The sequence below is a fragment of the Nostoc sp. FACHB-133 genome (assembly GCF_014698055.1).
Taxonomy (GTDB): Bacteria; Cyanobacteriota; Cyanobacteriia; order Cyanobacteriales; family Nostocaceae; genus Nostoc.
This window is the reverse complement of record NZ_JACJSH010000011.1, coordinates 158649-178323: the sequence shown is the minus strand read 5'-3', so window position 1 is coordinate 178323 and position 19675 is coordinate 158649. Positions and strand designations below refer to the sequence as shown.

17 protein-coding genes and 1 pseudogene are annotated in these 19675 nt (G+C 41.3%); 5 read left to right on the top strand and 13 right to left on the bottom strand.

All coding sequences use genetic code 11. The annotated features are described in order from the left end of the window. Positions 1 to 8: 8 nt before the first annotated feature. From H6G86_RS12085 to H6G86_RS12065, 5 genes are all read right to left on the bottom strand, one after another. Positions 9 to 611, bottom strand: coding sequence for a Uma2 family endonuclease (locus tag H6G86_RS12085; RefSeq protein WP_190934509.1), 603 nt, complete (start codon positions 609 to 611; stop codon positions 9 to 11). A 14-nt stretch (positions 612 to 625) separates the two neighbouring features. Further along, positions 626 to 1576 carry a branched-chain amino acid ABC transporter permease gene (locus H6G86_RS12080; RefSeq protein ID WP_163927698.1) on the bottom strand — a complete coding sequence of 317 codons (951 nt, stop codon included), beginning with the start codon at positions 1574 to 1576 and terminating at the stop codon, positions 626 to 628. Positions 1577 to 1583: 7 nt separating this feature from the next. After that, entirely contained in the window at positions 1584 to 2831 is a 1248-nt protein-coding gene (locus tag H6G86_RS12075; protein WP_190934508.1) for an ABC transporter substrate-binding protein, read from the bottom strand. Positions 2832 to 3057: 226 nt separating this feature from the next. After that, positions 3058 to 3384, bottom strand: coding sequence for a DUF6464 family protein (locus H6G86_RS12070; protein WP_190934507.1), 327 nt, complete (start codon positions 3382 to 3384; stop codon positions 3058 to 3060). A 224-nt stretch (positions 3385 to 3608) separates the two neighbouring features. Then, a complete protein-coding gene (locus tag H6G86_RS12065) occupies positions 3609 to 4115 on the bottom strand; it encodes a hypothetical protein (RefSeq protein WP_190934506.1) in 507 nt (168 codons plus the stop codon). Positions 4116 to 4383: 268 nt separating this feature from the next. Between H6G86_RS12065 and H6G86_RS12060 the strand changes: the two genes are divergently transcribed. Next, the gene (locus H6G86_RS12060) at positions 4384 to 4845 is read left to right on the top strand and encodes a GNAT family N-acetyltransferase (RefSeq protein WP_190934504.1); all 462 of its coding nucleotides are present in this window, start codon (positions 4384 to 4386) and stop codon (positions 4843 to 4845) included. 132 nt (positions 4846 to 4977) lie between these two features. On the opposite strand, the gene H6G86_RS12055 is transcribed toward H6G86_RS12060, so the two are convergent. Next, complete coding sequence (locus tag H6G86_RS12055; protein WP_190934503.1) at positions 4978 to 6018, bottom strand: 1-acyl-sn-glycerol-3-phosphate acyltransferase; 1041 nt, start codon at positions 6016 to 6018, stop codon at positions 4978 to 4980. Positions 6019 to 6645: 627 nt separating this feature from the next. Here H6G86_RS12055 and relB point away from each other — a divergent pair. Both relB and H6G86_RS12045 read left to right on the top strand, forming a co-directional pair. Then, positions 6646 to 6900 (top strand): type II toxin-antitoxin system RelB family anti-toxin transcriptional regulator, encoded by a 255-nt coding sequence (gene relB / locus H6G86_RS12050; protein ID WP_114082362.1) that lies wholly within the window; start codon positions 6646 to 6648, stop codon positions 6898 to 6900. 1 nt (position 6901) lies between these two features. After that, positions 6902 to 10639, top strand: a complete 3738-nt coding sequence (locus H6G86_RS12045) for a PAS domain S-box protein (RefSeq protein WP_190934501.1) — start codon at positions 6902 to 6904, stop codon at positions 10637 to 10639. Between the two features lie 60 nt (positions 10640 to 10699). Here the strand turns inward: H6G86_RS12045 and H6G86_RS12040 are convergent. From H6G86_RS12040 to H6G86_RS12010, 7 genes and pseudogenes are all read right to left on the bottom strand, one after another. Beyond that, positions 10700 to 10924, bottom strand: a pseudogene (locus H6G86_RS12040) (ArsR/SmtB family transcription factor); the annotation flags it as partial. Between the two features lie 29 nt (positions 10925 to 10953). Next, entirely contained in the window at positions 10954 to 12165 is a 1212-nt protein-coding gene (locus H6G86_RS12035; protein WP_190934498.1) for an aspartate aminotransferase, read from the bottom strand. Beyond that, positions 12162 to 13352 carry an iron-containing alcohol dehydrogenase family protein gene (locus H6G86_RS12030; RefSeq protein ID WP_190934497.1) on the bottom strand — a complete coding sequence of 397 codons (1191 nt, stop codon included), beginning with the start codon at positions 13350 to 13352 and terminating at the stop codon, positions 12162 to 12164. Before H6G86_RS12030 ends, H6G86_RS12035 begins: the two co-directional genes overlap by 4 nt. A 604-nt stretch (positions 13353 to 13956) precedes the next feature. After that, a complete protein-coding gene (locus H6G86_RS12025; RefSeq protein WP_190934548.1) occupies positions 13957 to 14478 on the bottom strand; it encodes a Ycf51 family protein in 522 nt (173 codons plus the stop codon). Positions 14479 to 14574: 96 nt separating this feature from the next. After that, positions 14575 to 14742: a hypothetical protein gene (locus H6G86_RS12020; protein ID WP_190934496.1), complete on the bottom strand. Its 168-nt coding sequence runs from the start codon at positions 14740 to 14742 to the stop codon at positions 14575 to 14577. Between the two features lie 660 nt (positions 14743 to 15402). Then, on the bottom strand, positions 15403 to 16731 hold the full coding sequence (locus tag H6G86_RS12015) for an O-antigen ligase family protein (protein WP_190934495.1): 1329 nt from the start codon (positions 16729 to 16731) through the stop codon (positions 15403 to 15405). Further along, positions 16713 to 17555: a YaaW family protein gene (locus H6G86_RS12010; RefSeq protein ID WP_190934494.1), complete on the bottom strand. Its 843-nt coding sequence runs from the start codon at positions 17553 to 17555 to the stop codon at positions 16713 to 16715. The genes H6G86_RS12015 and H6G86_RS12010 overlap by 19 nt, the downstream gene beginning before the upstream one ends. A 138-nt stretch (positions 17556 to 17693) precedes the next feature. On the opposite strand from H6G86_RS12010, the gene H6G86_RS12005 reads away from it, so the two are divergent. After that, a complete protein-coding gene (locus tag H6G86_RS12005) occupies positions 17694 to 18758 on the top strand; it encodes an NAD(P)/FAD-dependent oxidoreductase (RefSeq protein ID WP_190934546.1) in 1065 nt (354 codons plus the stop codon). Positions 18759 to 19276: 518 nt separating this feature from the next. Continuing rightward, positions 19277 to 19654 carry a hypothetical protein gene (locus H6G86_RS12000; protein ID WP_190934493.1) on the top strand — a complete coding sequence of 126 codons (378 nt, stop codon included), beginning with the start codon at positions 19277 to 19279 and terminating at the stop codon, positions 19652 to 19654. Positions 19655 to 19675 lie beyond the last annotated feature (21 nt).

Genomic DNA, 19675 nt, shown 5'->3' with positions numbered 1-19675 from the left:
TATTTTGATTAAGCTGTTAATATTTGCTCTGCTGTTAACGCCAGTTCGGGAAAACTTCGTGACACAATTCGTTCGGAACCTCTAAAATATGTGCGTTGATATTTGCCCTCAGCATCTAATAAAAAAACAAACACAGTTGGAACTTTGGGATTTCCCAAATCCTCTCTAGAACCAATTGCTAAATAATCTACAATCCAATATTCTGTAATACCTAACCGTTGATATTCATCTAATTTATCAATGTAGTCATCTTCCCAATTAGTTGATGTTACTTCGATAGCTAGCTGGATGGGTTCTTCAAGTGCAGAATAAGTAGAACGATTTGAGCGCCATACATCTTTATCTATGATACTTACATCAGGCTTGCGTCCTTGTTCGATTCCATTGGCAGTTACAGTTCTAAAAACTGCTGTGTTATTAACTATATAATTGAGGTTTAGTCGTCTAATTTCATCATTTAAACCAAACAACATAAAATTGGCAACATCATCATGATTTCTAGTTGCACGCACTTCTACAATTTCTCCATCCACAAGTTCATATAAACCTTCTTCTGGACACTCTTCTAAAAATTGATCGAAAGTTAATTTGTGTTTGGTGTATGTTTTCATCGGGCTACGTCTCTTTAAACTTTTTGAATAAACCGACGACCTAGCAAGCCTTGGGGTCTAACTAACAACATGATAAATAATATTCCGTAGGCTACAGCTTCTTTGTAACCGGAATATTCTGCCGGCACAAAAGCTTCAACTAATCCAATGAGTAATCCTCCTAAAACTGCGCCGGGAATACTACCTAAACCACCTAAGACAATTACCGCTAAACCCCGCAACCCAAAAGCGATACCGAAATATGGGCCAGCAATACTAACACTAGAGGCGACTAAGGTTCCTGCTAATCCTGCTAAGAAACTGCTGATGAAGAATGTGAGGATGATAAAGCGATCGCTATTAATCCCTAATAAACTAGCTGTAGTCGGATCTTCTGCGATCGCCTGCATTGCTTTACCATACTTAGTCCGATTGATAAAATAGGTAATAATTGCCACAATCGCAACGGATACAGCAAAAATTATTATCTGAACGGTGCGAATAGGAATTTCCTTTTCTGGAGTACCAAAATTAATCGAAGGTGGTAAATTCCCATAAGTATCGGCGGGGTATGTGTAACTTTCTGCGCCTACCAAATACTGGATTAAGTTCACAATTACTACTGCTACCCCCAAGCTGGAAACAACAGTTAATAAGGGATCAGATCCTTGACGGCGCAAAGGTTGAAAAGCAACCCGTTCCATTACTACTCCGATCAATCCCGCTAAGGTACTTCCTAAAATTAAGGCTATAGCAAATGGCAATTTTATTGGCAAGGCTGCATTAGCTAACAAGCCATTAAATCCAAAGTTACCACCCATGAGTGCATAAGTGAAATATGCACCCAAGGTAAAAATCGCGCCATGAGCTAAATTAATGATGCCCAAAATTGAATAAACTAAGGTATATCCCAATGCAAAAATTGCATAGATACTACCAATAGATAATCCGTTCAAAAATTGTTGCAGAAATAGAGTGATATCCATGTTGCAACTATTTTATAAATACAAATTTTCCAGTATTTCCATCTTTATCCATCTTAATTTGGGCAACGTAAAATTCTTTTTGAATCACATCACCTACTGGTGTAAAAGCAATCTCACCTAAAGGAGTATCATACTTTCCAGCTAGTATTTGCTTGTTCAATTCTGTCCGCAGTTTATCAAGAGGTAATGTGCTGATTTTGGTTTTTTTATCCAACTCTTTCAGAGCTTCAACATACACCTGCACAGCCGCAAAAGATTGACCGGTAAATTGGGCTGGTTCTTTCTTGTATTGCTCAATATAGGTTTGGCGAAATACCTTATTAATCTCACCAGGATATTCAGGACTGTAAGCTTGAGCAATCAGCACACCATCGCAAAGGGCTTTACACACAGATAAAACATTGGGTGTATTCAGACCATTACCACCAATAATTATGCCTTTATAACCCAACTCTCGCAGTTGCCGCACTAAGTTACCACCATCAGCAGCTAGCCCCGAAATAATTACTAAATCTGGTTTTAAGTTAATTGCATTGGTAGCTTGGGCTTGAAAGTCTGTATCAGTAGTTTGGAACTTTTGAACTGTTACTAATTCTAGACCTTGTTCTTTAACTGCTTTTTGAAAAATCTCTGTTTCTGATTTATTAAATGCGTCATTTTGGGCGTAAAAAACTGCCACTTTTTTAATTTGAGGATTCTGCTTGAGTGCAGCTTTCACGGAATTAGGGGCAACTATAGAGACAGGGGCAGATACACGAGCTACATAATCACCAATTTCGGGAATTCCGTTTGCGGTATTTGATGCTCCAATAACTGGAACTTTAGCACGTTCGGCAATGGGGTCAGCACTAAAAGCTTGTTGTGACAAAGTAGGGCCAACGATACCGACAACTTTATCCTTGTTAATTAAAGTTTGAAAAGCGTTAATTGCTCCAGCTTCATCACCGCTAGTATCTTGGGCTATTAATTTAATCGGAGTGCCATTAATACCACCTTTACTATTGAAATACTTCTCGGCAATTCTGGCTCCTACAAATCCCTCTTGACCGAGTAATGCTACGTTGCTGGTTTGTGCTAAGGCAATACCGATGGGAATCGCCCCCGATGTAGTCGTTGTCTGGGCGGTGTTAGTTGTAGTGTTATTTGGAGTACTATTTGGAGTTTTTGTCACAGAGCTACCGCCACCACCACAGCCTGTTAGTAGCAAAGCGCAAGTTGATAATAATGCTGTTGTCTGAGCGATCGCGTTGTTCATCGTTAAATAATCATGTAGTTATTAGATATTCGGCAAAAGCTCATAGTAATCTTGATAATCTGCAAACCAAATGACGCAGATTTATACTTTTGCACGAATTCTATTAAATCATTCTTATTTCACCATGCAAAGACAAATATTCAAAGTGCTGCTAAATACAAATTATTATAATTAGTAATGATTTTATCATTCCCCATCAGTTTAGTTGAATCCTAAGTAAGCACTTTTAAACCCCTTTTTCGCTACCAGCTAATCCTTTGGGTTCGTAGTGACGGCAACCGTTACATGGGCCGTCGGGATTGACAGCACAACGCATATAACCAGAGCGGGCATTAAATTTACAGCTGATGTCGCCAATTAAATAACCTACCCCTTCTAAATAATAGCGATCGCTTTCAATCGGTCTAAGGTTTTGCTGTCCCTGCACTACTGAAAAATTCATGGCTGCTTGCCTCATCCGTAGGCGCGATCGCGCATGGGTTTTGCGGATCGCCCACAGAGAAATCAGGGACGGTAAAAAACCAACGGCAATTACTAAAAGTGTCTTTAACACCTTCTTTTACCTCTTCTGTGCGCTGATTGATTGTCCCTGATGTTGCACTCTGGTTTACGGAAGTGCAAATATTAGGGCAGTTTTGCCTAATTGCAACCATAGTTGGTGGCGATTAGCAATGGCAGTGTAGTATCTAGCAATTTTAACGAAGAAGTTCCTTCTGCCACTTCAATCAGCATAACTGTTACAACCCAGGCATGAACTGCCGTTGAATGTTGATAATTTTAAGATTTGTTGACTAATGCCTTTTTGCAAAAGTGTCTTGTGTCAGTCTCCGCCCCATTGTTGTTTTTTCTGTGTCGCTGCGATGCTAATCTTTTTTTGGTTTGCTGACGAAGTTGCTGTGCTAGCAGTGCGGCTTCCCTTTCGGCTCGGAATAAATCAACTTTTCGCGTTGTCAAAATAAATGATTCGTCAGGTTTTCGTTTCACCCAAGGGACACTAATTGCGAAATACTGACAAATCTGTTTACCTAACTCCTTCTTCAAGAGTGGGTAACGTTTTTGACTATTCAGTGTGTTAGCGATCGCTTTCAACTCCAATATCGCGGCTTCCAACTCTCCCGCCATCCGATTGATGCGCTCTACTTGTGTTATCAAACGCTCCCGTTCACTGATGATTTTTTCCTGTTTGGGTTGCAGTGGCACTATTGCAGTAGTTACAGGTGTAGGCTGCAACAGCGAGACTTTCAGCAAAATGGGCTTTTTGTCCGTGTCTAAGATTTTTTTCATACTACCTCAAGTAAGGCTAGCTGACTTTTAAGGCATTTTAGCAGCAAAATAGTATATTTGTACTATAAATTTTTTATACGAGATTTAATCTGAGGAATTGTGATTAGGGCTTACGCAAAACTACACACGCTTCGGGGCAATTCACGTAGATTCAAAAGTATATTATTGCTACCTATATTGTTTGCGTAACTTCTGCTACTGTATAAGGGCAAAAGACTGACTAGGGTTGATAATATTTTTACAGGACTTATATTTAATTTTTGAAAAAATGAGATTAAGAATATACCAAATAGCTGATACCGAAGAAATTATGAAATTGTTCTACGACACTATTCATGAAGTGAATATTCATGATTACACACAAGAACAAGTAGATGCTTGGGCACCAGCAAATATGGATATTGACCTTTGGATTAAAAGTTTAGGAAGTAAGTTTACTTATGTAGCAGAGGAGAATGGTAAAATTATCGGTTTTGGGGAATTAGAGGCTAATGGACATATTGACCGTTTTTACTGTCATAAAGATTTTCAAAGAAAAGGGATTGGTAAAAAAATCCTAGAGCAGCTTGAATCCAAAGCAAAAGCTTTAGGAATTGAAAGATTATTTACAGAAGCTAGTATTACAGCTAAACCGTTTTTTATAAGCCAGAATTTTATTGTTGTGAAACAGCAAGAGGTGGAACGGAGAGGGCAAAAACTGATAAATTTTATTATGGAAAAATCAATTTAATAATTAAGCAAATTGGTTCTAAAAGATTGACTTAAATCCACTGATAGGATTAAATTTATTTCAATAACTGATAATAAAGCTTTTGTAGGGTTATGTCGCGGTGCGTTAGGTTAAAGCCATAACACACCCTACTTAAGATTTGCTTACTCGATCAATAGTCTCTGAATTAATTTTAAATTGCAGTTTTTCTCGTAATTGTTGTGCTTGCTGATAAGCTACTGTCCGCCCTTTGTTTGAATTGTGTAATTCTGCTGGTTCCAAAGGCTGAATATAATAACGCAAGCGAGTTCTCATTGCCCAAATTCCCATTGAAGGAAACAGAATTAAGGCAAACATCAAAGGCGATACAGGTAAGAATGGTAATTTGACTAGTCGTTGCAATTTCTGGAAATTAACAGCCCAAGGATGTAAAAACTCACTCCCGATGCAAACTAATGGGAGAATGGGAATATGATAGCGATCGCTGAACTTAACAAAACTCACATCAAACTTTTCTAGTTGATAGCGTCTTTTCCAACCTTTCAGAGGGCCACGGATACCTTCGGGTGCATATAAGATGATTTTATCTTGGGCCATAGCTGCCTCAAAATCATCTAATTCGGCTCGCACACCACCCAAAACCTGCGACCATTTAGGCGGTAGCCACCAAATAACCCAAGGATGATCGAATAATGCTGGACTTGCTACGGGTTGTACCACCCATCCTCTAGCTTCACTTAATAAATAACCCAAAGTCAAAAAATCCCAAGGGAAACTCATCCCTGCGTGATTCATTGCCACAATCAATGGCCCTGTTTGCGGCAAGTTTTCGACTTGTTTTAATTCTCCCCGAAAATAGTATTTGACGATGGGGCCGAGAACTTCTTTGCGAAAAGCTTGTTGATATTTGGGATCAAATTCACCAAGTTCTTTTCGGGGTGAACGGAAACCAAGACGCAACCAGCGAATCAGCATCGCTAGATAAAATCCGCCAGGAATTAAAAATAATCCATATTCTAGCCAATTCCAACCGTCTATATCGGTATGATAGTGCTGCCAATGGCGGTTAAATAAAATTAGCCAGCCTGGAGGATACCAAAGACAAAACCAATCAAACCAGCTAAATATATAGCCTTCACCTGGTGCATTTTCCAGTTGAGTATCGAGGAGGTTTTGGGAGTGTTGATTAATCAAAACGGTTAAAGTTCAGGCAAACATTTGATTAAAAGTGCATTATAGCTTTATAGTTTTGCCATTGGTATCTGACTCAGGTTAAGGGCATCTCAAACACTACTGACAAGAAGGTTTAGAGAAATTATCCTGTTGGCATAAGCAAGCAGTAATTACGTTGGGAGCATCCCAATTTTTCAAAACTTCACGGAACTAAGGCACAAACCCTTTATAACTGTCTTCCCCCTGCGGTTCGTTTCTTTATTCTCTTATTGCGCTCAAGAGAATATTTATAATGTAAAAAACTAAGTTGTGTATGAAGCACAGCAATTTAACGTTCCATAAATTTGCAGGAATGCCTAATGCTTGAAAATCATCAAATTGATTGGTGATTATACTATTTTGGCATTTACATAGCAATAAAATTTAATATTTATTTTATAGTTAGCTTCTTAGGTCGCACAATCTTACAACAGTGAACATTCATCAGAACTGTGGCAGAGGAGTTAAATCAGTGAATAACAAGTAATTGAGATTAATAAATGATATTGGTGTTTCGCCAAAAGATGAAATTGATAACAACTAATGATTATTTAAATTCTTCCTCAAGTTGGAGCCAGATGGCAAGACACTTGTCCTAATCTTCCTATTATGGAACTAAAAAAGCCACTAAAAATTTCAGATTTAATCCGTGAACTTCGGCAGCAACTGGATCTTTCTCAGGAAAAATTTGCAGCCAAGTTGGGAGTTTCCCTGCGAACAGTCAATCGTTGGGAGAACGGATCTACAGTGCCTTCACAGATGGCACTAAAGCTGATTGAAGAAATGTTACAAAAGATGGGCGAACCAGGCAAAAGACTACTGAACGAGTATCTCCTGAAAGCGGAGCAACGGGAGGACTCTTAAGATGATGCTGAAAGTATCCGAAAAATTTTTGATGATGCGCTCTTGGTTACTAACTTATGGCGTGATGATTCTGGCAGTCATAGCGGCGTTGATGTTGACGCAACTATTGCTACCAGTTTTTGATCCGAGCGTATTTACATTATTTTATGCTGCTGTGGCAGTCAGCGCCTGGTGCGGCGGTATGAGACTTGGAGTATTAGCGATCGCATTCTCTGTTACAACTGCGCTGTATTTTTTGCTGGAGCCAGTCTACTCGTTCGATTTTCTCAGCTTAAACGTTTTAGTACAATTAACCACATTCTCACTAGTATCCTTCTTAATTACCGCCCTCTCTTCAGAGTTGCGAACTGCCAGACGCAAGGCTGAGACAAGCCTGAAATTGTTGCAAAATAGCGAAATGCGGTTTAGCAGACTCGCAGAATCCAACATCATTGGAGTTATTGTCACTGATATAAAGAACGGCTCCATTATGGAAGCCAATGATGCTTTTCTAAAAATGGTCGGCTATACGCGAGAAGATTTGGCGGCTAACCAAATAAAGTGGCGTGAGATTACCCCGCCTGAGTATCTTCTATCGAGTGAGCGTTCAGTGGAAGAAGTAAGAACGACCGGAGTATGTAAACCCTTTGAAAAGGAATATATCTGCAATGATGGCACAAGAGTTCCCGTTTTGCTCGGTTCTGTGCTTGTAGAAGACAGCGAAGAAACTGTCATTGGCTTTGTTGTTGATTTGAGCGAACGCAAACAAGCCGAACAAATCTTGCGGGAGAAGGAAGAACGTCTGAGGTTAGCTAACGAGCGTTTTCAGTTAGCAGCATCAGCAGTCAATTGTCTTATTTATGACTGGAATGTAGAACAGGATACTGTTGAAAGAACCGATGGGTTAACCCGGATTTTGGGCTATTCTCTCGATATTGCAGAACCAACAGGTAATTGGTGGCGTAAACTTGTCCATCCAGAGGATTTGCAGCGCGTACAAGAGGAGTCGGCGATCGCTTTGGCAAATAGCGATCGCTACACTGCTGAGTATCGAATTCGCAACCAAGATAACCAGTACATCTATGTACTGGATCAAGGAATAGTGGTGCAACGGGATGCTGATGGAAAACCAGTACGCATTATTGGCAGCACTACAGATATTAGCGATGTCTACGACGAGCTTCGCTTACGCAAGCAAGCCGAGAAAGCAGTCCAAGAAAGTGAAGAACGACTCAGGAGTTTTGTCAAAGCAAATATAGTTGGCATTATCTTTGGTGATGTGAATGGTAGTATCACTGAAGCCAACGACGAGTTCTTGAGAATTGTTGGCTATACCCAAGCAGATATCCAGGCAGGCAGACTAAAATGGAGTGATATTACGCTTCCTGAGTATCAATATTTAGATGAACTGGCTATTGCCGAGGCAACAGTAAAGGGAACCTGTACACCTTATGAGAAGGAATGTATTCGCAAAGATGGTTCTATTGTCCCAGTTGTGGTTGGCTACTCTCTTTTAGGAGAATCTGGGCAGAAATCAGTTGCATTTATTCTTGATATTAGTGACCTCAAACAAGCTAAAAAAGCGTTGAGTCAGAGTCAAGAGCAATTTCAAGCTTTTATGGACAATATTCCCGCCGCAGCATGGATTACCAATGCAGACGGGCGTATACTTTACCTCAGTCCAACTTACCTGAGTATATTTGATGTAGCAACCAAAAAAGCGATTAATAAAAACATTTTTGACCTATATCCAGCCCAAATCGCTCAACCCTTACTTGATAACATTAGAATAGTTGCCCAGACGAATCAGGTTGTTGAAACCATCGAGTCTGCTCCACGCACAGATGGGACTCTAGGGGAATTTTTGGTATATAAATTTCCCATTGCAAATGCGACAGGGCAACGTCTAGTGGGAGGGGTTGCAGTTGACATCACCGAACGCGAACGCATCCTTCGTGAACGCCAGCTTGCAGAACTTGCTTTGCAAGAGCGCAGTGAAAGACTCAAACTGCTCTCTGAAACCACCAGTGATTTGCTTTCAACCGAGCGTCCGTTGGATTTAATGAACAGTTTGTTTAGTAAACTTTCGGCGCAAATGGATTTGCATTTTTACTTCCACTATCTAATTGAGACGCACGAAAACCAGCAAAAACTTCGGTTAGTAGCTTGGAATGGTATCACTGATGAAGTATTTCAAGCAATTGAATACCTGGAATTTAATCAAGGGATGTGCGGACTAATAGCGCAAGAACACCGTCAAATTGTCGTCAATGATGTGCTGAACTCTACTCATCCAAATGCCCACATCCTCCAATCTTTGGAAATCACAGCATACGCCGGTCAACCGTTAATTGCTCAGGGAAAGCTACTTGGTGTCCTCTCCTTTGCCAGTCGCACCCGTACCCACTTTACCTCTGGGGAAATTGCGCTACTGCAAGCAACCTCCGATCAGATAGCGGTTGCTCTAGAACGCGCTGAGTTAATGACTTCATTACAGCGACGCAAAGAAGAATTGATCCAAGCGAACCGGATTAAAGATGAATTTTTGGCGGTTCTTTCCCACGAACTTCGCACGCCGCTAAACCCGATTTTGGGATGGTCAAAGTTACTGCAAACTAAAAAGTATGATGAAGCAACCACCACTCGCGCTCTCGAAACCATTGAGCGTAATGCCAAGCTTCAAACCCAATTAATTGAAGACTTACTGGATGTCTCTCGCATTTTACAAGGTAAACTGAGTCTGAATATTGCTCCTGTAAATCTGGAAACTGCGATCGCATCTGCAATAGAAACTGTACGTCTAGCCGCCCAAGCCAAATCTATCAATTTGCAATTTACGATTTTAGATTTTGGATTAGAAAATTCTCACAGAAATTTAGAATCTATCGATTTTGACAACCAATCTGATAATCTCCAATCCCAAATCCAAGTTGCGCTCCCAGCACCCCAAAGGTGCGATGCAAAATTTTTAGTAACTGGTGATTCTGGTCGATTGCAGCAAGTTATCTGGAATTTACTTTCCAATGCGATTAAGTTTACACCCCAAGGTGGAGAGGTAGAAATTAGTTTACAGTCTGTTGGTTCTCAGGTTCAACTTCGAGTCAGTGATACAGGTAAGGGAATTAGCCGAGATTTTTTACCATTCGTATTTGACTACTTCCGACAAGCTGATGGTGCAACTACCAGAAAATTTGGGGGATTGGGATTAGGATTAGCTATTGTTCGTCACATCGTCGAGCTACATGGAGGCACAGTTAAGGCAGAAAGTTTAGGCGAAGAACAGGGAGCAACTTTTACAGTCATGCTACCAACGATTAAGATTCACCCAGATAGCCACCAGATTCGTATACAACCTGATGATTTACCCAATCTAAATGGGGTAAAAGTTCTGCTTGTGGATGATGAGCGTGATACGCGAGAGTTAATTGCTTTCATTTTGGAGCAATCTGGCGCGGTGGTAAATCAAGCAGCATCGGCTGTGGAAGCATTACAAACTATGCCTCAGTTCCAACCAAATTTGCTGTTAAGCGACATTGGAATGCCCGAAATAGACGGCTATATGTTGATGCGCCAAATCAGAGCGATGTCAGCAGAACAAGGAGGGACAATTCCAGCGATCGCTCTTACAGCTTATGCTGGTGAGGCTGATTACCAACAGGCAATCGCCGCCGGATTTGGGCAGCATATCACCAAACCTGTAGAGCCAGCTAAATTAGTTCGAGCGATCGCAAACTTGATTTTTAGTCGTAGCAATCTGTAAACTAATTTATAATGACAAATATGTCTCTAAAAAGCTAAATTGGGGCAAATTCAAACTTTAATAAATCCATCGTCCTTCCTGACGGGAGTGAACTAAAGCAGTTTCCTTGAGGGTTTTCAGGTGAAAAGATAGTTTCGACTGATTTACCCCCAAGGCTTTGCACAAATCACATACACATAATTCTTGCTGTAGTAGCAGTTCCAGTACACTAATTATGAGTGGATCGCAAAGAGCATAAAAGCCAGCAGCAATTAAATGAGGAATAGTGGTAGCAGGGCTTTGCATGAATTAAATTTCGAGAAGAAATGCTATCTCTATTGTGAAGCTGAGACTACAGCTTCAGGTTGATAGCGGATACCAGCTTGCTTGAAACGATGTAAAGCTTCACCCAAGCGATCGCAATCAGCAATCAAACTGATCCTTACATAACCCTCACCCGCAACCCCAAAAGCATTACCTGGAGTCAGAACAACGCCAGTTTGTTGCAACACGTTCAAGGCAAAATCTGTGGAACCCATACCAACGGGACACTTCACCCAAAGATACATTGTCGCCTTGGTTCTGGGAATATCCCAACCCAACTCTCCTAACCCGTCAATCAGGAAATCGCGGCGGGTACGGTAGCGTTGTTGTACCTCGTGCAAATAGACATCTGGCAATTGCAAGGCGGTTTCGGCTGCTTTTTGCAAGGCGGAAAAAATACCGTAATCCAAGTTAGTTTTTAGTGTCCGCAAACCTTGAATTACATGGCGGTTCCCCACCACAAAACCAACCCGCCAACCAGCCATATTGTATGTTTTAGATAAGGTGTGAAATTCTACACCAATATCTTTCGCGCCGGGAATTTCTAGCAAGCTAGTGGGTTGATAACCATCAAAAGCTAACTCGGCATAACATAAATCATGCACCAGCAAAATTTCATATTTGCGGGCAAAAGCGACGATTTCTTCAAAGAATTCGCGGGGTGCTGTGGCAGCAGTGGGATTGCTGGGATAGTTAAAATAGAGAATTTTAGCTTGTCTTGCAACCTCATCAGGAATTGCAGCTAAATCAATTAACCAGTCATTCTCTGGTTTAAGAATCAAACTGTGGATTTTGCCACCTGCGATCGCCGGGCCGCGAAAATGGGCAGGATAAGCTGGGGAAGGAACCAGAACTAAATCACCAGGGTTAACGTAGGCGATCGCTAAATGGGTTAATCCTTCTTTAGAACCCAGCAATGGCAAAGCTTCGCTATCGGGATCGAGAACCACACCATAACGGCGATGATACCAATTAGTGATGGCACGACGAAAACTAGCAGTTCCCTCAAAAGGAGGATAACCGTGATTTGCGGGATCTTTCAAGGCTGCGATCGCCGCTTCAACAACTGGTGCTGGTGTTGCACCGTCGGGGTTTCCCATACCCAAATCAATTAAATCTAACCCTTGTTCCCGTGCTTTCGCTTTTAGTTCATCTAAACGGGCAAATACATAAGGTGGTAGTTTTTGTATACGTTCTGCTGGGACAATCCAATTTAAACTCATTCTTCAACCTCGTCACTGATTCCCTTGGGCGAAACTCGATTCATGTCTTTACTATCTATAGGTGCAGTGGTGGAAACCATTGCTGCCATCAACTGTTCTGGCGCGACTTTAAATGGTAGTCGATGGATGTCAGAATTAGGAACTAGAGCAATTTCGGCGGCTGTTTGTAACTCACCTAATGTAATATTGCCCAATCCCAAATCACTTAATTTTTGGGGTAGTCCAATTTCTGTATAGAACTTTAACAACTGTTGTCGTGCTGATGCTGCTAGTTGATTGCCTTGTAGCATTTCTTCTAAACGCAGTTGCACCAAAATTCCAAAAGCAACTTTTTCGCCATGAATACTGCTATGTCCTGAAATATGAGTTAAACCATTATGCACGGCATGGGCAGCAACTGTGCGACACTGCGCCCCTCCAAGTCCTCCAACTACCCCAGCTAATAAAACACTTGCGTCTACGACTTCTCGCCAAACTTCACTACCTGGTTCCTTCAAGGCGGCGGCTGACTTTTGCAAGAGGATATCTCGCAAAACTCTTGCTTGTTGCACCGCAGCAATAATTAAAGTGTCTTGCAAATGCCCACTGCTAACAGAGGCTTCATACCATTTAGCGATCGCATCACCAATTCCAGCTACTAATGTCCGTTGTGGTGCAGTTTTAATCAAGTCATAATCGAGTATCAGTAAATCAGGACAACGAGACAACCCGACATCGTAGAGAAATGCCCCATTTTCCGAATAAACATTCGACAAGGCACTCCAAGCTGCACAGGTAGCCCCTGATGTCGGAATTGTCACCACTGGCAACTGTAATTGCTGCGCGAGTAATTTCGCTGTATCTAAGGCTTTGCCCCCACCAACACCAATAATCACATCAGCTTTATGTTCTTTTGCCTTCTTCTGTAAAGATTTCAGGCTAGCTTCGCAGCAATCTGCACCATAAGAAGCTTGGACAGGATGTAACTGTTGCGTTTCTAAAACTGGTTGCAAATTCTTTCGACTAATGGCGAGAGTAGATTCACCTGCCACAATTAAGGGACGACTTCCCAAAGAGGCAATCTCTGCTGCGGCTGCTTGCAACACCCCAGAACCACGGATGACTTTTGCCGGGGCGACTGTGAGCGTAAATAATGAACTAGAGGTTTGAGTAGACAAAGAAGGTTGAGTATAAAGTTGATTAGACATATAATCTAGTTTGTCAAAACCTTGATATTTCTTAATCTAATAGACTTGCAACCAAAGATACTTGTTGCCATCTGGCAACAAACTTGCATCTGAGCCAACTAGGTTTTAACCGATCTAATCGCTAATTGGTTAAGCCATTTAACGACGTTGCTTGAATCTGTGATGTCCATTAGCCTGAAATTCCGAACTATCAAAGTTTTGAATAACCGTATGATTAACTAACATTACCACTCTCAGATTCTCAAGAAAAGTGATTGAGAACTGAATCGTCTGTCGATAGTCATTTCAGCTATGGATAGATGCGTTAGGGTTTACAGATCGATGTCCGCTCCCACGCCGTTTCCTTTGGCTGCAAAAAATTGTAAAAATGTCAATAGTGGCAATTACAATAACAACTGACAAATCACAACTGTTAGTATCCATTACCCGCAGGCTGATCGATCTTTTTCCACAGTAGAATCACGAAAGTGTGAATATCTTAATCTAATAATAACTATTAATGTATCGGTAAATACAAAAGAAATTATGTCATTCTGATAACAAGCATTGGGCATTGGGAATGGGGCATTGGAAAACTCTTTCCCATTCCCCATTCCCTATTAGCTTAAGCGTTAGATTTTGGCAATTGGGCGAACTTGTCTGTGTAAATTTCCACAGTCACTGGTGAATTTTGATGAGAAACGAGCGATCGCTTGGCCTCACCCAAGTAAACTGGTACAGAAACCCCTGTTTCCGGGTGGATAATCACGCGGGCGCGAACTGTCAACTTGTCGTCTTCCCGTGTACCTGAACGACCATAAGAAAATAGATTACTAGCTGCTTGACGTAAAGTTGCTTCTAATTGCGTAGGTGTAATTTGAGGTGATGTAGTAATAACCGCTTGTGTTGAGCCATTGTCATAAACTAGAGTGTACTTCGTTGCTCCTGGAATCACAGCCCGACTCAAGGGGACTATCGACAGTGCAAATAAACCACCTGTCAGCACCAGCATAAAGCCAGTCGTACCCACCAGCCGAAAGCGGATGCCCCATTTGAGAATAAAAGCCAAAACTGCTAAGGCAGCGAATGCCAAGGTAGCTATACCTGACCATTGGGTGTACTGAAGAAAGTTAGCTGTTGTGAGCATAAGGTAGGTTATGGATGCGTCTTTTTTTTTCGTCACCGACATACCCATTTTACTGAGAGCTTACACCATAAGGGTTATTGTAGTCTTTGATGGCAATCAGAATATTGGGTGCAGTATTGCCTCATCAGAGACAATATGGGAATTTATAGATGTTTGTAACTTAGTTTGAACACTATCAATAATTCCTAGCCAATCAGCATCTCTATTCCACTCAGAGCGAATCCTGGTTTTAGTTTCCGCATCGTAGAGATTGCAAAAAACCACATTCTCTTTTCCAGCAATTGCAGCGATAATCAGGGGCTTGGAAAAATTCTGGACTTGGGATATAGCTAAAAGGAAAGAAAGTTTTAGTAAAGTTCGTTTCTATCCCAGTCCTCACAACATAAATTTCATCTGCTCTCACAACGATGTGTAATTTAACGTTGTCCTTTCCCTTAAATTATGTCGTTTTTAATTTAAGTTCAGATATATAACCAATTAGCCCTGTTTTGTGGACAGGAATAGTTGTATCGTTATTGATATCGTAGTTATACCACAAGTAAGATTGCCCGTTCAATTCTCCGCTTTTCATATCCAAATAAATAGGTTCTGGCGGGTTACAAAGACCTAATTTCATTTCAGTAACCATGTTTTACATTCATTTGTGAAAGCTCAAATTATTTCAGATATTCCGTCAGATCAATAGGTTTTTAGTTGTGCTTAACTGAAGAAAAATAACAAATATACAAAAGGGCATCTACAAGAGATGCCCGTCATGCAAGAAAACCCCAAAGGGTTGTCCTTACACCTTCCCAACAATCAGCAACATCGAGTGTGACTAATTAAGTGCTAGTCACACTCACATAGTAATCTTATTAACTAAAAACTCAAAATGTCCCCAGTGCATACACTGAAAAAGAACTAATAGCTATTATCCACGTCTAACTAATTTGGATGAGATTCAAGTCTGTATTGTTGCTTATAACGATGTACTACTCCAGAAATGGCAGCCAAGATTAACCATGAGAGCGCATTCAAACGAAAATCGAAGAGGGTTACATCTACTGTATTCAATAAAACCCAACCAATAAAGGCCAGAAGATAACTGAAAAATATCAATCTATCTTCTGTATTTATATATTTAGACTTTCGTAATAATTGCACGCCTGTAATCAAAATCCAAGCAAGTAAGCCACAAAATAAAAAAGTACTAGGAAAACCAGTTTCAGCAGATAACATCAAAAACAAATTATGGGGATGACCCAAGGGAATCTGCATCTGTGCTTTGTAGAGTCCACTAAAACTGCGTAATCCCCAACCAGTCCAAGGATGTTCCTTGGCTAAAGACAAGGCAAACTCCCATTGAGTTTTTCGCATTAAAGCGACTGGTCTATCTGGATACATATCGTCATTTAACCTTGCCCAAAAAAAGGCAGGAACTACCCGGCGAAAAAATTGAGCGACTGGCGAGGGAGCAAAAGCTGCCAAAAGCACGCTAGAGACGATGGCAGCGACACCAGCTACAAGAATGCGCCAGCCTTGGTAGAGTGCATAAGCTAAACAGGCAAAAATAGCGATCGCCCAGCCATTGCGCGAGTTAGTGAAAATCAAGGTAATGAAGTTTGTAATCACCGCTACGGTTAAGAAGATCAAGGGGAGTGAATTCTTCCTAATACCCAATCCTCGATACAATTGCCATTGTTCTAGCCACAACCCTAAGCTAAGGATGAAAACTATTGTTAGATAAGCGGCAAAGGTGTTAGCGTGCAAGAAAAGTGAGGCTATGCGACCTGGTGGATTTCCTCCTGGTGCGATCGTCCAACTCAATACAACCCACAAAATCTCTAATTTCAAACTCCAGCCTAAAAATAACTGCCCCAAGCCAAGAATTATTACCGGCATGGAACCGATTACTATAACCCAAGCCATTTGCCGCAATTGGACAAAGGTTTGAATGAGAGCGCTATGGGCAACGAAAAGTAAAAAGAATGGTAATAAATTAAATAAGCCAAGGAAAGCTGCTGTTTTGTCATCGGCAAATCCAGCACTTACGATTAGCAACAGACTCAAAAGGGCAAATCCCCAGTTGAGGGGGCGGCGATTAATTTTGTGGGATTGTTTCAGCCAAGTTATTAATGAGACAAAACCAATAGTCACAGCCCCCAACAATGGACTCAATGGGAAGATTAACAATGCCCATAGAGAGTAATTCCAAGAAGATCGCCAGCGAGACTTGAAATAATCAGAAACCTTGTTCAAGCTGGCTCCCAACATTCCTCACGAGTGAGGCGAATTTGAGCTAAGGCGAAAATAGTAGGAATGATCCGACCATAGTTAGTGGCGATCGCTCTCCACCCTAAATCTGCAAAAAACCAAGTCCACATCATTGGCCCAATCACGGCAAACATCGTGCGGGCTGCCCCATAACGAGCTGCACTCACTGTCATACCCCGTTGCGCCATTTGCATAGCTACATAGCTTTGAAATTGCGTTGCAGCAGCTTCTGTGCCTGTAATCGCCGCTTGTTTTGCTACTTCATAAGTAGCAAAGTGGATGGCAAATTGACGGGCAATTTGCTTAAGTACAAGTGGTTGGAGAAGAGAAGTAACCGCGATCGCACCACTGCCTTTGAAAAGCAAACCCAAGGGGTCAGGCTGTAATAAAAGTGGTAGCGGTTCTTTTAGTTCTGATTGCACAAGGTGACGCTGCACTCTGAGAGTCAATTTTTGCTTTTCCTGTTCAGGTAATTTTTTCCATACCTGTCCTAAGAGATGCAAAAATACTTCTGCTTCTAAATCAATAGTTGGCAGCTGATGAGAATAGGGAATTTTTAGATACTTACATACTTGAACTAAGGCTTGTCGGTAAGTTACCTGGCCTGTGCGTCCTCGTAATACTGTCATCCCATCTGCCGCCAAAAAGCGAAAGCGTCCCTCTAGTGCATCTAACCAAGCTTTACGGTCTTGGCTTTGCACTTCGATGGGTTCGGGTGTGTGTACATAGTCTAGGGGATTGAACTTACGACTAAATAAAATTGCCGTTAAATCTTGCAATTCTTCTTCGGTCGCTAACTCTAGCGCCGCCCTCATTTCATCCAATTTCCCTTCCTCCCTTCCGTGCAGCTTTCTGTACCTTATTCTACTATTAGCTTTCAGCAGTCATTAGTAGTAATTTTGTCCTTTGATAATAACCTAATGACCAATAACTAATAACCAATGACTAAGGATTATGGACTCATGACTGATATTGCAGTGATTGGTGCCGGAATGGCCGGTTTAGTCTGCGCCCAGCAATTAAGTCAAGCTGGATATTCGGTGCTAGTGGTGGACAAGTCCCGTGGTTTGGGAGGAAGATTAGCTACACGCCGCTTGCATGGAACTTGGGCTGATCATGGGGCTTGTTACCTGAAGCCAAAGGGTGAATTATTTAGACGTTTTGTGGAGATATTGCGATCGCGCCATATCCTCGAAGTTTGGACGGAGGAGGTTTACGAACTCACAGCAGGCGCTCCTTTATCTGAACCCAAAAACCGTAGTCCGCGATATGTTGCACCTGGGGGAATGAGTGCGATCGCTAAATCCCTCGCCCCAGGTTTAGAAATATTACTGAATCAGCGTGTCATTGCTATTACCCCAACTCCCGAAAATAGTTGGCGGATTACTCTTGAATCTAGTAACGAAGAATTAACTGCAAAAGCTATAGTTGTCGCCATTCCTGCACCCCAAGCGGTGATGCTGTTGGAATCTTTAGGTGAAGGTGTATTAGATACAGCCTTTCTTGATAACTTGCGTTCTGTAGAATTTTATCCTTCCATTAGTGCGATCGCTGGATATCCTCTCACATCCCAACCACTCCCTAAGTGGAAAGCTCTAACTTTTGTAGATGATGCTGATTTAGCATGGATTGGTTTGGACAGTAGCAAGCGTCCTAACCCTCAACAACCACATTTTGTAGTGCAAAGTAGCGCTGATTTCGCCCAACGCCATCTAGAATCCCAGGATTTAGAACCTGCTGGAAAGCTAATGCTGCAACGAGCAGCTGAATCGTTGTCCCTTCCTTGGCTGAATACTCCCGAATGGATGCAGGTACATCGTTGGCGTTATGCCTTTCCTAGCCGTCCTTGGCACGAAGCTTTTTTGTCTGCCGAAACTCCCTTACCTTTAGTTTGCTGTGGTGATTGGTGTGGCGGCAATCTTGCAGAAGGTGCGATGCTTTCTGGATTAGCGGCGGCAGATGAAATTAATCATCAGCTGCGTCATCTACCTTTAGACAATGTGAACTTTTTCAACGTTTTTGTCTGATCATTTCATCAGTCGCTAGACTGATTTTGCGCTCTCGTGAGTCGCTATTTGTCTGACTTACTAAAGCAATGTGCAACAGATAAGTTTTTTAGATGAAACAGTAAATCTCACAGTAAAAATAAAATGTGATATAAATTACCAACAAAGCTTAACTTCATTAAAAACTTGTTCCTAATTCAAGATTTTTATTGCCGTTAATTTTGATCCCCTAGCCTTGATGCTGCGTTTTATGTAGATTTATGCCTTTTTGCCAGAAATTTGAAATAATTAGGATTATAAATATAAAATGTCGCTAACCTACCAGCATATTGGATGCTGTTTTAATAAGTCATGCTGTGAATCAGTATAAACTTTAACTAAAATAAGCAAATCCAAATGTCTGATATTAAACCAAGATAAAAGGCTAGTTACAGGGTTTATTGCATTTATCAGTTGAATTACTTTTAACTGATTTTCATCTAAAAAATTTGTTGTCTCCACCAATCATTGACTGGAATTAAAAAAGGAGTTTAAAAATTATGAAAACGGTAGTTAATTTAACACAGCAATCAGTAGTAGGAGAGATTGAAAGCGTTTTGGATACATATCCATACCATCCATATCAAAAAGCCTTTGCGATTCCTGACTTACGCCAAGAGCTAATTGCTTTCGTCCTCACCCGTCTTCCCTCTTTTGACGGCGCTATCTCTGAGGGACATATTTCCCTAGCGGAGGCTGAACAAGGAAGCTTGGCCTATTACAAATTGCCTCGTAAACCCTTAGAGCAGCAACTCCATCTACAGAATTTGATTCACCAAGGCATTTGTTTAATCGTTCAAGAAAAGTCAGATTGGATTAACGATCATGTTTGTGAAATAGTTCAGCCAGCTTGTGAAGCCTCTCACTGGTTTGGTTAATAGTTCCCAGTGAATTTTTAA